At 38.7% G+C, this 14,236-nt stretch carries 11 protein-coding genes; all 11 read right to left on the bottom strand.

Going from position 1 to position 14,236, the window contains the following annotated elements:
* Positions 1-2: 2 nt before the first annotated feature.
* The 11 genes from rplW to rpoB all read right to left on the bottom strand — a co-directional run bounded on the left by rplW (position 3) and on the right by rpoB (position 14,142).
* Positions 3-293, bottom strand: a complete 291-nt coding sequence (gene rplW / locus Q5Y73_RS22570) for a 50S ribosomal protein L23 (RefSeq protein WP_305994185.1) — start codon at positions 291-293, stop codon at positions 3-5.
* Positions 293-916: a 50S ribosomal protein L4 gene (gene rplD / locus Q5Y73_RS22565; protein WP_305994184.1), complete on the bottom strand. Its 624-nt coding sequence runs from the start codon at positions 914-916 to the stop codon at positions 293-295. Before rplD ends, rplW begins: the two co-directional genes overlap by 1 nt.
* Before the next feature lie 27 nt (positions 917-943).
* On the bottom strand, positions 944-1,567 hold the full coding sequence (gene rplC / locus Q5Y73_RS22560; protein WP_305994183.1) for a 50S ribosomal protein L3: 624 nt from the start codon (positions 1,565-1,567) through the stop codon (positions 944-946).
* 39 nt (positions 1,568-1,606) lie between these two features.
* Positions 1,607-1,915, bottom strand: coding sequence for a 30S ribosomal protein S10 (gene rpsJ, locus Q5Y73_RS22555; RefSeq protein WP_162038368.1), 309 nt, complete (start codon positions 1,913-1,915; stop codon positions 1,607-1,609).
* Between the two features lie 274 nt (positions 1,916-2,189).
* Entirely contained in the window at positions 2,190-3,383 is a 1,194-nt protein-coding gene (tuf, locus tag Q5Y73_RS22550; RefSeq protein ID WP_305994182.1) for an elongation factor Tu, read from the bottom strand.
* A 42-nt stretch (positions 3,384-3,425) separates the two neighbouring features.
* On the bottom strand, positions 3,426-5,501 hold the full coding sequence (gene fusA / locus Q5Y73_RS22545) for an elongation factor G (protein WP_305994181.1): 2,076 nt from the start codon (positions 5,499-5,501) through the stop codon (positions 3,426-3,428).
* A gap of 33 nt (positions 5,502-5,534) precedes the next feature.
* Positions 5,535-6,005 carry a 30S ribosomal protein S7 gene (gene rpsG, locus Q5Y73_RS22540; RefSeq protein ID WP_305994180.1) on the bottom strand — a complete coding sequence of 157 codons (471 nt, stop codon included), beginning with the start codon at positions 6,003-6,005 and terminating at the stop codon, positions 5,535-5,537.
* A gap of 40 nt (positions 6,006-6,045) precedes the next feature.
* Complete coding sequence (gene rpsL, locus Q5Y73_RS22535; protein WP_160647156.1) at positions 6,046-6,459, bottom strand: 30S ribosomal protein S12; 414 nt, start codon at positions 6,457-6,459, stop codon at positions 6,046-6,048.
* 149 nt (positions 6,460-6,608) lie between these two features.
* Entirely contained in the window at positions 6,609-6,860 is a 252-nt protein-coding gene (locus Q5Y73_RS22530) for a 50S ribosomal protein L7ae-like protein (RefSeq protein ID WP_305994179.1), read from the bottom strand.
* An 85-nt stretch (positions 6,861-6,945) separates the two neighbouring features.
* Positions 6,946-10,563, bottom strand: a complete 3,618-nt coding sequence (gene rpoC, locus Q5Y73_RS22525; RefSeq protein WP_305994178.1) for a DNA-directed RNA polymerase subunit beta' — start codon at positions 10,561-10,563, stop codon at positions 6,946-6,948.
* Between the two features lie 30 nt (positions 10,564-10,593).
* Positions 10,594-14,142, bottom strand: coding sequence for a DNA-directed RNA polymerase subunit beta (gene rpoB, locus Q5Y73_RS22520; RefSeq protein ID WP_305994177.1), 3,549 nt, complete (start codon positions 14,140-14,142; stop codon positions 10,594-10,596).
* Between the last annotated feature and the right edge of the window lie 94 nt (positions 14,143-14,236).

Raw genomic sequence — 14,236 nt, 5'->3', positions numbered from 1 at the left:
TCTTATACTGTTTCAAAGTATTCCAACGGTTTGCTGTCAGCACTTAATGTGATAATCGCTTTTTTCCATTCGGATGTATATCCATTGTAGCGCCCATAACGCTTAGGTTTTTTAGGCATTCTGATCGTATTTACTTTCACGACCTTCACTTTGAAAATTTCTTCAACAGCCTGTTTGATTTCCGTTTTATTCGCACTTAAAACTACTTCAAAAACGTACTTGTTGTCAGCCATCATATCGCTAGAACGTTCAGTAACGATAGGGCGCTTGATAATATCGTGAGCATATTTCATTACGCAAGCACCTCCTCTATTTTCTGAGCAGCTTCTTTAGTAATAATCAAATTATCATAAGCCAGAACGTCCAAAACATTAATTCCGTCAGCAGCAACGAATTTAACACCTGGGATATTGCGAGCAGATAATGCTGCATTATTGTCAGTATCCAATCCAACTACCAACGCTTTACGTTCAACTTTTAATTTATTTAAAATAGAAGCAAATTGTTTCGTTTTTGGTTGTTCTAACACTAATTGATCTAATACAATAATTTCATTTGAAACCACTTTTGAAGAAAGCGCAGATTTAATCGCTAAACGACGAACCTTCTTCGGCAATTTCGTAGCATAACTTCTAGGTGTAGGTCCAAATACCACGCCTCCACCTTTCCATTGAGGTGCTCTAATTGTACCCTGACGAGCTCTACCCGTTCCTTTTTGTTTCCATGGCTTACGTCCGCCACCGCGCACTTCAGAACGTCCTTTTACTTTGTGTGTACCTTGACGTAATGATGCTTGTTGCATCACAACTGCTTGATGAAGAACATGCTTATTTGGCTCAATTCCAAATACCGCATCTGATAATTCTACATCACCAACTTGTGAACCATTAACATCAAATAAGGCAACCTTTGGCATTATGAAATCCTCCTTTCTGAATAACCTCTATTTTTTAATAGATGCTTGAATTTTTACAAAGCTATTTTTAGCTCCTGGAATAGAACCTTTTACTAAAAGTATATTTTTCTCAGCATCCACTTTAACCACTTCAAGATTTTGTAATGTCACTGTTTCTGAACCCATGTGACCAGGTAACTTTTTACCTTTGAATACACGATTGACAATCGCTCCCATAGAACCAGGGCTACGATGATAATGAGAACCGTGACTCTTAGGTCCAATACGCTGTCCATGTCTTTTAATAGCCCCTTGGAATCCTTTACCCTTGGAAGTTCCAGTTACATCTACAAATTCACCTTCAGCAAATATGTCTGCTTTTAACTCTTGCCCTACTTCATATTCGCCTGAGCTGACGCGAAATTCTTTCACGTAGCGCTTAGGTGTTGCATTCGCTTTTTTCGCATGACCTTTTTCAGGTTTAATTGCGTTGTTTTCTTTTTTATCTCCGAAACCAAGCTGAATCGCTTCGTATCCGTCTGTTTCAAGATCTTTCTTTTGTAAAACTACATTTGGCCCAGCTTCAACAACAGTTACAGGAATCACGATTCCTTCTGGTGTAAAAACTTGAGTCATCCCTAGTTTTTTACCTAAGATACCTTTCGCAGTCATTTTGACACCTCGTTTCTAAATGTAAACTTTCATTTGTAATTATAATTTTATTTCAATATCCACACCAGACGGCAAGTCTAGACGCATTAGCGCATCAACTGTTTGCGGTGTTGGATTCACAATATCGATCAGACGTTTATGTGTACGCATTTCAAATTGTTCTCTTGAATCTTTGTATTTGTGCACAGCTCTTAAGACGGTAACAATTTGTTTCTCTGTCGGTAATGGTATCGGACCAGAAACACTTGCACCAGAACGTTTTGCAGTTTCAACAATTTTCTCAGCAGATTGATCTAAAACTCTATGATCATACGCCTTTAATCGAATTCTAATCTTTTGCTTTGCCATTCAAATTCCCTCCTTCTATCGCCCAAATTTTAATCGGACCTACTCCATGAAAATATCCTAACACATGACTCATGGCAAAGGAGCCGTGTGTGTCAGCAACCTCTCACATCATCGCACTGTCTCAGACCAACTCCAATATTATATAAAAAATATAAGTAGAATGCAAGAAAAAAATATTTTTTTTTCAAAAAGGAACAAATGTTAAACATTATGCAATAAGATAATGAAAAGCCCTTGTCTAGATTGACAAGGGCTTTTCTTATATGAATCAATATTATTTTTCGATTGTAGCAACCGCACCAGCACCAACTGTACGACCACCCTCACGAATCGCGAAACGAGTTCCTTCTTCGATTGCGATTGGGTTGATTAGTTCAACAGTTACAGTGATGTTATCTCCTGGCATAACCATTTCAGTACCTTCTGGAAGTTCAATGATTCCAGTTACGTCAGTTGTACGGAAGTAGAATTGAGGACGGTATCCAGTAAAGAATGGCTTATGACGTCCACCTTCTTCTTTAGTTAAAACGTAAACTTGCGCACTGAATTTAGTATGCGGATTAACAGAAGCTGGCTTAGCTAAAACTTGACCACGAACGATATCACTGCGATCAACACCACGTAGTAATGCACCAATGTTGTCACCAGCTTGAGCAGAGTCAAGAAGTTTTCTAAACATTTCAACACCTGTTACAGTTGTTTTCTTAATTTCTTCTTCAATACCTACGATGTCAATTTCGTCACCTACAGTAACAGTACCACGCTCAACACGACCAGTAGCAACTGTACCACGACCAGTGATTGAGAATACATCCTCAACTGGCATTAAGAAAGGTTTGTCAGTTTGACGCTCAGGCTCAGGAATGTACTCATCAATAATCTTGAATAATTCAATGATTTTTTGACCGTATTCACCATCTGGATCTTCTAATGCTTTTAATGCAGAACCTTGGATGATTGGAGTGTCGTCACCTGGGAATTCGTATTCGTTTAATAGATCGCGAATTTCCATTTCAACTAATTCTAATAACTCTTCATCTTCAACCATGTCACATTTGTTCATGAATACTACGATGTAAGGAACACCAACCTGACGAGAAAGTAGGATGTGCTCACGAGTTTGTGGCATTGGACCATCCGCTGCAGATACAACTAAGATTGCTCCGTCCATTTGCGCTGCTCCAGTGATCATGTTTTTAACGTAGTCAGCATGTCCTGGACAGTCAACGTGTGCATAGTGACGAGTTTCAGACTCATACTCAACGTGAGATGTAGCGATTGTGATACCGCGCTCTCTTTCTTCTGGTGCATTATCGATTTGGTCGAATGCACGCGCTTCTCCACCACCGTATGTTTTAGTTAATACAGTTGTGATTGCTGCTGTTAAAGTAGTTTTACCATGGTCAACGTGACCGATAGTACCAACGTTTAAATGTGGTTTATTACGTTCAAATTTAGCTTTAGCCATTTTAAATTTTCCTCCTTAATTGTATAAACAATAATTTATTTATTATGCACCTTGGTTTTTAGCAGCGATTTCTTCTGCAATTGACTTAGGTACTTCTTCATAATGAGATAATTCCATAGAATAAGTTCCTCGACCTTGTGTCTTAGAACGAAGTGTTGTGGAATATCCAAACATTTCAGATAAAGGCACTTTTGCACGAATAACTTGCGCACCAGCACGTGTATCCATACCTTCTACACGTCCACGTCGGGAGTTAACATCACCCATAATGTCGCCCATGTATTCTTCTGGTACAGTTACTTCAACCTTGAAGATCGGTTCTAAGATGACAGGATTACATTTTCCTTTTGCATTTTTCAATGCCATGGAACCTGCAATTTTAAATGCCATTTCACTTGAATCGACATCATGGTAAGAACCATCAACTAGTCTTGCCTTTACATCAACAAGCGGGTAACCTGCTAACACACCACTTTGCATTGCTTCTACGATACCATTTTGTACTGCTGGAATATATTCTCTTGGAACTACTCCACCGACAATTTTGTTTTCAAATTCAAAACCAGTACCAGCTTCCTGTGGTTCAAATTCAACCCATACGTGACCATATTGACCACGACCACCAGACTGACGTACGAATTTTCCTTCCACTTTTGCCGCAGTTTTAAATGTTTCTCTATAAGCAACCTGTGGTTTACCAACATTAGCTTCCACTTTAAATTCACGCATTAGGCGGTCAACGATAATTTCAAGATGTAATTCACCCATCCCTTTAATAATCGTTTGTCCAGTTTCCTCATCCGTTTCAGTTTTAAAAGTAGGATCTTCCTCAGCTAATTTAGCTAACGCAATACCCATTTTGTCTTGGTCAGACTTTGTTTTTGGCTCAATCGCAACGGAAATAACTGGGTCAGGGAAAGTCATAGACTCTAGAATGACTGGTTCCTTCTCATCACTCAATGTATCTCCTGTTGTTGTATCTTTCAGACCAACTGCTGCAGCAATATCTCCAGCATAAACAGTTCCTACTTCTTCTCTACTGTTTGCATGCATCATTAAGATACGCCCAACTCTTTCACGTTTTCCCTTAGTTGTATTTAAAACATATGAACCTGAGTCCAATGTTCCAGAATATACACGGAAGAACGTTAACTTACCAACAAATGGGTCAGTCATGATTTTAAATGCTAATGCAGAAAATGGTTCTTCGTCGGAAGACTTTCTTACAACTTCAGTCCCATCTTCCAATTCACCACTAATGTCAGGAACATCAGTAGGAGCTGGAAGGTAATCTACTACAGCATCTAATACTGCTTGAACCCCTTTGTTTTTATAAGAGGACCCACATAGTACAGGTGTGATTTGAACTTCAACAACACCTTTACGAAGCGCTGATTTCAGCTCTTCAATTGTAAGTTCTTCTCCCTCTAAGTATTTCATCATCAATTCTTCATCAAGCTCAGCAATCTTTTCAATCATTTCAGTGCGCAGCTCTTCTATTTTATCAGTCAGATCAGCAGGGATTTCTGATTTTTCAATCTCTTTACCTAGATCATCCTTATATAACCAAGCAACATTTTCAATTAAGTCTACAAAACCTTGAAAATTGTCTTCTGCACCAATTGGAAATTGAATAGGTACTGCATTCGCTTGTAGTCTTTCACGCATTTGTGCAACAGCACCTTCAAAGTCAGCACCAATAATGTCCATTTTGTTCACGTATGCAATACGCGGAACTTTATAACGGTCAGCCTGACGCCAAACGGTTTCTGATTGTGGTTCTACTCCACCTTTTGCACAAAATACTCCAACTGCTCCATCTAGTACACGCAGGGAACGTTCTACCTCAACTGTGAAGTCAACGTGTCCCGGGGTATCAATAATGTTAATGCGGTGATCTTTCCACTGAGCCGTTGTAGCAGCGGAGGTAATTGTAATCCCACGCTCCTGCTCTTGCTCCATCCAGTCCATTGTTGCTCCACCTTCGTGAACCTCACCAATTTTATGAGTACGACCTGTGTAGAACAATATACGTTCTGTTGTGGTAGTTTTACCGGCATCAATATGCGCCATGATTCCAATATTACGTGTATCATTTAAGGAGAATTCTCTAGCCATTATATAATCTCCTTTCTTAAGTTCATATTTATTTTACCAGCGATAATGAGCAAATGCTTTATTTGCTTCCGCCATTTTATGAGTATCTTCACGTTTCTTAACTGAAGCACCAGTATTATTACTAGCATCCATAATTTCAGCAGCTAAGCGCTCTTCCATTGTTTTCTCTCCACGAAGACGTGAATAGTTAACTAACCAACGCAATCCTAAAGCAGTACGGCGTTCTGGTTTTACTTCTATCGGTACTTGATAGTTTGATCCACCAACACGACGAGCTTTAACTTCAAGAACTGGCATGATGTTTTTGATTGCTTGCTCAAAAACTTCCATCGGATCGTTACCACTACGTTCTTTAATAATGTCAAAAGCATTATATAAAATAGATTGAGCAACGCCTTTTTTACCATCAATCATAATTCTATTGATTAATCTTGTAACTAGCTTACTGCTATATATCGGATCAGGCAATACATCTCTACGTGTTACAGGTCCTTTACGAGGCATGGTCATCCTCCTTTCCGAGTAATTTCAAATGATGATTCATTTATGATTTCGGTCTTTTAGCACCGTATTTGGATCTTCCCTGTTTACGGTCGTTCACACCAGCAGTATCTAAAGCACCGCGAACGATATGATAACGTACCCCCGGAAGATCTTTAACTCTACCACCACGAACTAAAACAACGCTATGTTCTTGTAGGTTGTGACCAATACCAGGTATATAAGCAGTAACCTCAATACGATTTGTTAAACGAACACGAGCATATTTTCTCAAAGCTGAGTTCGGTTTTTTAGGTGTCATTGTTCCAACACGAGTACAAACTCCACGTTTTTGAGGTGCACTTAGATTAGTTTCTTCTCTTCTTAGCGCATTATACCCTTTTTGTAAAGCAGGTGAAGTTGATTTCACAACTTTTGCTTGACGTCCTTTTCTAACTAACTGATTAATTGTAGGCATTCCTGCACCTCCTTCCTAAAATAATACATTCAAATTGAATTCATTTTATGTCCACAGATCCAGGCGGTTCAAAAATGAACAAAGGAAATGTTTTTGTCTACCTCAGGTCATAATAAACCATGAAACCTAAGGCAAACAAAAACATATTGTTAGTCGTTTATAATAGCTGCTACAGCAGCTCCAACTTCAATTCCACATGCTTTTCCAAGCTGTTTCATTGAATCTACATAAATCAAATTAACGTTTTTTTCCTTACAAAGCGAAATGACTTTGTTCGTCACTTTAGGATCTGCATCCTCTGCTACGTAAACTTCAGTGGCACTGCCACGTTCAATCACTTTTAAAGTCTGCTTCGTGCCTATCGATAAACGATCAGCCTGCTTTACTTTTTCATAAGACATTAATCATCCTCCAAAGCATCAGGAAATTTGTTTTTGGCACACTCGAATATAATATCACCTGGATTAACCATTGTCAATATTATTTTTATTCAACAGTAACTGTTTCTTTCATTGCTTCTTCCAGGTCTACATTTTCAGTCGTTTGATCCACAATTTTTACATTACGGTAACGATTCATCCCTGTACCTGCTGGAATTAATTTACCAAGAATAACATTTTCCTTCAGACCAACCAATTGATCTACTTTACCTTTAATAGCCGCATCTGTCAACACTCTGGTTGTTTCTTGGAATGAAGCTGCAGATAAGAATGAATCTGTTTCTAAGGAAGCTTTTGTTAACCCAAGTAATACAGGTTTCGCAACTGCAGGTTCCTTTCCTGAGAATAATGCTTTTTTATTCTCTTCTTCATATTCATGAATATCTGCAAACGCACCAGGAAGTAAATTCGTATCTCCTGAAATCACGATTCGTATTTTTCTCAACATTTGTCTTACGATGACTTCAATATGCTTATCATTGATTTCAACACCCTGATTTCGGTAAACACGCTGCACTTCTTGTAAAATGTAATTTTGGACACCTTGAATCCCTTTAATACGCAGCATTTCTTTAGGGTCGATAGAACCATCTGTCAATTCATCCCCAGCTTCGATTTGCTGACCTACAGCTATTCTCATTCTAGAACCGTAACTTAACGTATACACCTTAGATTCCGCGTCACCCTCAATCTCAACTTCGCGACCATCTTTCACCTCGCGAATTTCTTTTACAACACCATCAATTTCAGAGATGAGCGCTTGACCTTTAGGGTTTCTAGCTTCAAATAATTCCTGAATACGAGGTAAACCTTGAGTAATATCATCTCCAGCAACTCCACCCGTATGGAATGTACGCATCGTTAACTGCGTTCCAGGCTCTCCAATAGATTGAGCTGCTATAATCCCAACCGCTTCCCCGATCTCAACGTTAAAACCAGTAGCCAAGTTTCGACCATAACATTTTTTACATATGCCATGACGAGCACGACAGCTTAGAACAGAACGGATTTGAATTTTTTCAATCCCTGCAGCAATGATATTTTGTGCAATTCGGTCATCAATCATATCGTCACGTTTGACGATAATTTCATTCGTCTCTGGATGACGAACTGTTGCAAATGCATAACGACCTTCAATACGATCATACAGATTTTCAATGACTTCTTTACCATCTTGTATTTTAGATACCAAGAATCCCTTATCTGTCTTACAGCTATCCTCACGAACTACCACATCCTGAGCTACATCAACTAAACGTCGAGTTAAATACCCAGAATCCGCAGTACGTAAAGCTGTATCCGCAAGTCCTTTTCTCGCTCCATGTGTAGAAATGAAATATTCTAATACTGTCAGACCTTCACGGAAGTTAGATTTAATCGGCAATTCATGAATATGACCTGATGGATCGGCCATTAGACCACGCATACCACCTAATTGAGTAATCTGCGATTTATTACCTCTGGCTTTAGAGTCAACCATCAAGGTGATATTGTTAAATTTATCAAATTTACTCATCAAGATTTCAGAAAGATCATCTTTAGCTTTACTCCAAATCGCAATGATACGTTCATGTCTTTCATCAGGAGTAATCAATCCACGACGATACTGTTTCATTACGGTTTCTACTTTATCTTCATTTTCTTTCATGAGTACATATTTTTCTTCTGGAACCGTAACATCTGACACTGCTATTGTAATTCCTGCTTTAGTAGAGTATGTGAAACCAACCTCTTTTATTTTATCTAAAATAATAGAACATTGTGTCGTTTTATACTCTCTGAAACACTCTGCAATGATATTCCCTAAATAATCCTTCCCAATACCACCGACAATTGGCAAGCTCTTGATGTACTCTCTTACATTTGTTCCTTTTTCATAAATATAATACTCATCTGGTGTTTTATCTAAATTTCTCTTAGTAGGTTCATTTATAAACGGAAATACACTTGGGAAAGTTTCATTAAATATGATTTTTCCTACCGTTGTAACTAAAAGAGCATTTTGTTGTTTTTCCGTTATGTTCTCTTTTCTTAATGCCTTTACAGGAATTGCAACTCTCGCATGTAATGACACGTGTTCCATCTGGTAAGCAGAAATGGTTTCATGAACTGTTTTGAATATCCTTCCGCTACCTTTTGCTTCAGGATTATCAATTGTTAAATAGTACGTACCTAATACCATATCCTGAGATGGTGTTACAACTGGTTTCCCATCTTTTGGATTTAGAATATTCCCTGACGCTAACATCAAGATTCTTGCTTCTGATTGTGCTTCGGCAGATAAAGGTACATGTACAGCCATTTGGTCTCCATCAAAGTCAGCATTATATGCAGTACAAACTAATGGATGCAAACGAATTGCTTTTCCTTCTACTAAAATAGGTTCAAATGCTTGTATTCCCAATCTATGCAACGTAGGTGCACGGTTCAAGAGGACAGGATGCTCCTTGATCACATCTTCTAATACATCCCACACATCTGGACTTACTTTCTCTACTTTTCTTTTTGCGCTCTTAATATTATGAGCTAAACCTTTACTAACTAACTCTTTCATTACAAAAGGTTTAAATAATTCTAAAGCCATCTCTTTAGGCAGACCACATTGATACATCTTCAAGTAAGGTCCAACTACGATTACAGATCTACCAGAATAGTCAACCCTTTTCCCTAAAAGGTTTTGACGGAAGCGACCTTGTTTCCCCTTTAACATATGGCTAAGAGATTTTAATGGTCTATTTCCAGGTCCAGTAACTGGTCTACCGCGTCGTCCATTATCAATCAACGCATCTACTGCTTCCTGCAGCATACGTTTTTCGTTCTGAACGATAATATCAGGTGCTCCTAAATCTAGAAGTCTTTTCAAACGATTATTTCTATTTATAACTCTGCGATATAAATCATTTAGATCTGAAGTAGCAAATCTACCTCCATCCAATTGAACCATCGGACGAAGCTCTGGAGGAATGACAGGTAGCACATCTAAAATCATCCATTCTGGATCATTCGCTGAACTCTTGAAAGCTTCTAAAACTTCCAATCGTTTAACTGCTCTGTTCTTCCTTTGACCTTGAGCTGTTTTCAATTCTTCTTTCAAAACACCAATTTCTTTATTGACATCTAAACTTTGTAAAAGTTTTTTTATAGCTTCTGCTCCCATACCAGCATGAAAACCAAAACCATATTTTTCACGATAACTGCGATATTCCTTTTCAGAAAGCAGCTGTTTTTTCTCGAGTGGAGTTTCACCTGGATCTGTCACCACATAGGATGCAAAATAGATAATCTCCTCCAACGATCTAGGAGACATATCCAACGCAAGACCCATGCGGCTAGGAATTCCTTTAAAATACCAAATATGAGATACTGGTGCAGCTAATTCTATGTGTCCCATACGTTCACGACGTACTTTAGCACGAGTTACTTCAACACCACATCGATCACAGACAACACCTTTATAACGTACTCTCTTGTATTTCCCACAATGACATTCCCAGTCTTTTGTAGGTCCAAAGATTTTCTCGCAGAATAACCCTTCCTTTTCAGGTTTTAATGTTCGATAGTTAATGGTTTCAGGTTTTTTTACTTCTCCACGAGACCATGAGCGTATTAAATTCGGTGAAGCCAATCCTATTTTCATTAATTCAAAGTTATTAACGTCCATCAAGGAGCGACCCTCCTCTAGAGTGTTTTTTTATTAATCCACATTCACTTCAGCACCTTCAATTTGAAGGCTTAACTTGTCTTTATTTGAATCTTCTTCATCATCGTCCGCTTCTTTTAAGTCAATTTCCTCTTCATTTTCGGTAAGCATTTTTACATCCATACCTAAACTCTGAAGCTCTTTGATTAATACTTTAAAGCTCTCTGGGATACCAGGCTCAGGAACATTTTCCCCTTTGACAATGGATTCGTATGTCTTCACGCGACCGACCACATCATCTGATTTTACGGTTAAAATTTCTTGAAGCGTATAAGCTGCACCGTAAGCTTTAAGCGCCCATACTTCCATTTCCCCAAAACGCTGACCACCAAACTGTGCCTTACCACCCAACGGTTGTTGTGTTACCAGTGAGTAAGGACCAGTAGAACGAGCATGAATTTTATCATCAACCATATGAGCTAGTTTAATCATGTACATTACACCCACAGTGACTTCACGTTCAAACTGTTCTCCTGTACGACCATCGTAAAGCTTAGTTTTACCATTTCTCTGCATGCCTGCTTCTTCCATCGTATCAAATACATCAACCTCAGTAGCTCCATCGAATACCGGCGTAGCAACATGTATGCCAAGATATCTAGCTGCCATACCCAAATGAACTTCAAGCACCTGACCGATGTTCATTCGTGAAGGAACACCAAGTGGATTCAATACAACTTGAACTGGTGTGCCGTCTGGTAAGAAAGGCATATCTTCTTCTGGAAGAATTCTAGCGATTACCCCTTTGTTACCGTGGCGACCCGCCATTTTATCTCCTTCAGAAATCTTACGTTTCTGAGCAATGTATACACGCACAAGTTGGTTTACTCCTGGAGGAAGTTCATCGCCATTTTCACGTGTAAACACCTTCACGTCTACAACAATACCATCTGTACCATGAGGAACACGAAGTGAAGTATCTCTAACCTCTCGAGCCTTTTCTCCGAAAATAGCATGAAGCAATCTTTCTTCAGCCGTAAGTTCCGTTACCCCTTTTGGTGTAACTTTACCTACCAATATATCTCCGGCAGAAATTTCAGCACCAACTCGGATAATACCTCGCTCATCTAAGTTTTTCAGTGCATCTTCACCAACGTTAGGAATATCTCTAGTGATTTCCTCAGGACCTAATTTAGTATCGCGAGCTTCTGATTCGTACTCTTCTATATGAACTGAGGTATACACATCTTCTTTTACTAGCTTTTCGCTTAAAAGAATAGCATCCTCATAGTTATAACCTTCCCATGTCATAAAGGCTACGACAACATTTTGTCCTAATGCTAGTTCACCCTTTTCTGTTGAAGGACCATCCGCTAGAATGTCTCCAACTTTAACTGGCTCTCCTGCTTTAACAATTGGACGTTGGTTAATACATGTACCTTGATTAGAACGTAGAAACTTATGGATTCTATGGCGAACTAGATCACCATTCACTACCCTTCCATCTATTGTTTCTTGTCTTCTAACAAGAATTTCATTTGCTGTAACTTTTTCAATATAGCCATCGTGCTTTGAAACAATACAAACCCCTGAATCTTTAGCTGCCTTATGCTCCATCCCAGTTCCTATTAGTGGAGATCTTGGAATAAGTAATGGTACAGCTTGACGTTGCATGTTCGATCCCATTAATGCACGATTCGAATCATCATTCTCAAGGAACGGGATCAAGGCAGTTGCGACAGAAACAACCTGCTTTGGAGACACGTCCATATAATCTACGCGTGCTTTCGGCATTGTTTGAATGTTATCAGCAGATTTATTATAACGAACAATAACCATATCATTTGTAAATGTACCATCTTCGTTTAATGGTGCATTCGCTTGTGCTACTACATAGTTATCTTCCTCATCCGCTGTTAAGTAATCTATTTTTTCAGTTACTTGACCAGTTTCTGGATTCACCCAACGATAAGGAGCTTCTATAAAACCAAACTCATTTACTCTTGCAAACGTTGATAGAGAGTTAATTAATCCGATATTCGGTCCCTCAGGTGTTTCAATTGGACACATGCGTCCATAGTGAGAGTTGTGAACATCACGAACTTCAAACCCTGCACGCTCTCTAGTCAAACCACCCGGTCCCAATGCAGAAAGACGTCTCTTGTGAGTCAATTCTGCCAAAGGATTCGTTTGATCCATAAATTGTGATAACTGGGAACTTCCAAAAAACTCTTTAATTGATGCGATGACAGGACGAATATTGATCAACGCTTGTGGAGTAATCGCATTCGTATCTTGAATGGACATCCGCTCTCTTACAACCCTCTCCATTCTGGAAAGCCCAATACGAAATTGATTTTGCAAGAGCTCACCAACAGAACGAAGTCTGCGATTTCCTAAGTGGTCAATATCATCTGTATGCCCAATACCATGCAATAAATTAATAAAATAATTAATAGATGCAATGATGTCAGCCTGTGTGATATGTTTGGTATCTTTTTCAATGTAGCCATTTGAAATGACTTTTACTACTTTCGCATCTTCAATTGGAGAAAATACATTAATGGCTTGAACCGGGATTGTATCCTCATCTAAAACTCCAGTAGAAACATTATATTCTTTGAAACCTACATTTTTCTCCAAATAAGGCAAAATGGAATCAAGCAATCTACGATCAACAACTTGACCAGCTTCAGCTATAATTTCACCAGTTTCCTGATCAATTAATGATTCAGCAAGTCGTTGATTGAACAAACGATCCTTGATATGTAGTTTTTTGTTGATTTTATATCTACCAACATTAGCAAGATCATATCTTCTTGGATCAAAGAATCGAGAAATCAATAAGCTTTTTGCATTCTCAACTGTTGGTGGTTCACCAGGTCTTAATCTTTCATAAATTTCTAACAACGCTTTATCGGTATTTTCAGTGTTATCTTTATCAAGGGTGTTGCGAATATACTCATCTTCACCTAATAAATCAATAATCTCTTGATCCGAACTAAACCCAAGCGCTCTTAAAAGAACCGTCACAGGAATTTTACGAGTACGGTCAATACGAACATAAATGATGTTCTTAGCATCCGTCTCTAATTCAAGCCATGCTCCACGGTTCGGAATCACTGTTGTAGTATAGGCTGTTTTACCATTCTTATCAGCCTTTGTGCTAAAATACACACTTGGAGAACGAACAAGCTGACTGACAATAACACGCTCAGCACCATTAATAATAAAAGTACCCGTTTCAGTCATTAGCGGAAAATCACCCATGAAAACTTCTTGCTCTTTTACCTCTCCAGTTTCCTTGTTTATCAAACGAACTTTAACTCTTAGCGGTGCTGCGTAAGTCACGTCCCTTTCTTTGGCATCATCGACTGTATACTTAGGTTCTCCTAAGTTATAATCAATGAACTCCAATACTAGGTTCCCTGTAAAATCCTGAATGGGAGAAATGTCGTGAAACATTTCACGTAAACCTTCCTCAAGAAACCACTGATATGATTTCCTTTGAATCTCGATTAAATTTGGAACCTCCAACACTTCACTAATTCTTGCATAACTTCTACGCTCGCGTCGTCCTAATTGAACAAGTTGTCCTGCCAAACTATTTCACCTCTCATGCAATTGACCTATAACAACATAACAAAATCACCTTTCGATGACTTTCCGAAGATGTCGTCGAATCCTTTTCCTTTAA

It is taken from the genome of Chengkuizengella axinellae (assembly GCF_030730905.1).
In the GTDB taxonomy this organism is placed as follows: domain Bacteria; phylum Bacillota; class Bacilli; order Paenibacillales; family KCTC-33759; genus Chengkuizengella; species Chengkuizengella axinellae.
The sequence above is the reverse complement of the archived record's forward strand: the minus strand, read 5'-3'. Positions and strand labels throughout refer to the sequence as shown.

What these genes read in the sequence shown, in the direction of transcription:
- rpsJ (WP_162038368.1), bottom strand. Translation starts at nt 1,915, where the DNA reads ATGGCAAAGCAAAAGATTAGAATTCGATTAAAGGCGTATGATCATAGA.
- rplD (WP_305994184.1), bottom strand. Translation starts at nt 916, where the DNA reads ATGCCAAAGGTTGCCTTATTTGATGTTAATGGTTCACAAGTTGGTGAT.
- rplW (WP_305994185.1), bottom strand. Translation starts at nt 293, where the DNA reads ATGAAATATGCTCACGATATTATCAAGCGCCCTATCGTTACTGAACGT.
- tuf (WP_305994182.1), bottom strand. Translation starts at nt 3,383, where the DNA reads ATGGCTAAAGCTAAATTTGAACGTAATAAACCACATTTAAACGTTGGT.
- rpsG (WP_305994180.1), bottom strand. Translation starts at nt 6,005, where the DNA reads ATGCCTCGTAAAGGACCTGTAACACGTAGAGATGTATTGCCTGATCCG.
- rpsL (WP_160647156.1), bottom strand. Translation starts at nt 6,459, where the DNA reads ATGCCTACAATTAATCAGTTAGTTAGAAAAGGACGTCAAGCAAAAGTT.
- Q5Y73_RS22530 (WP_305994179.1), bottom strand. Translation starts at nt 6,860, where the DNA reads ATGTCTTATGAAAAAGTAAAGCAGGCTGATCGTTTATCGATAGGCACG.
- fusA (WP_305994181.1), bottom strand. Translation starts at nt 5,501, where the DNA reads ATGGCTAGAGAATTCTCCTTAAATGATACACGTAATATTGGAATCATG.
- rplC (WP_305994183.1), bottom strand. Translation starts at nt 1,567, where the DNA reads ATGACTGCGAAAGGTATCTTAGGTAAAAAACTAGGGATGACTCAAGTT.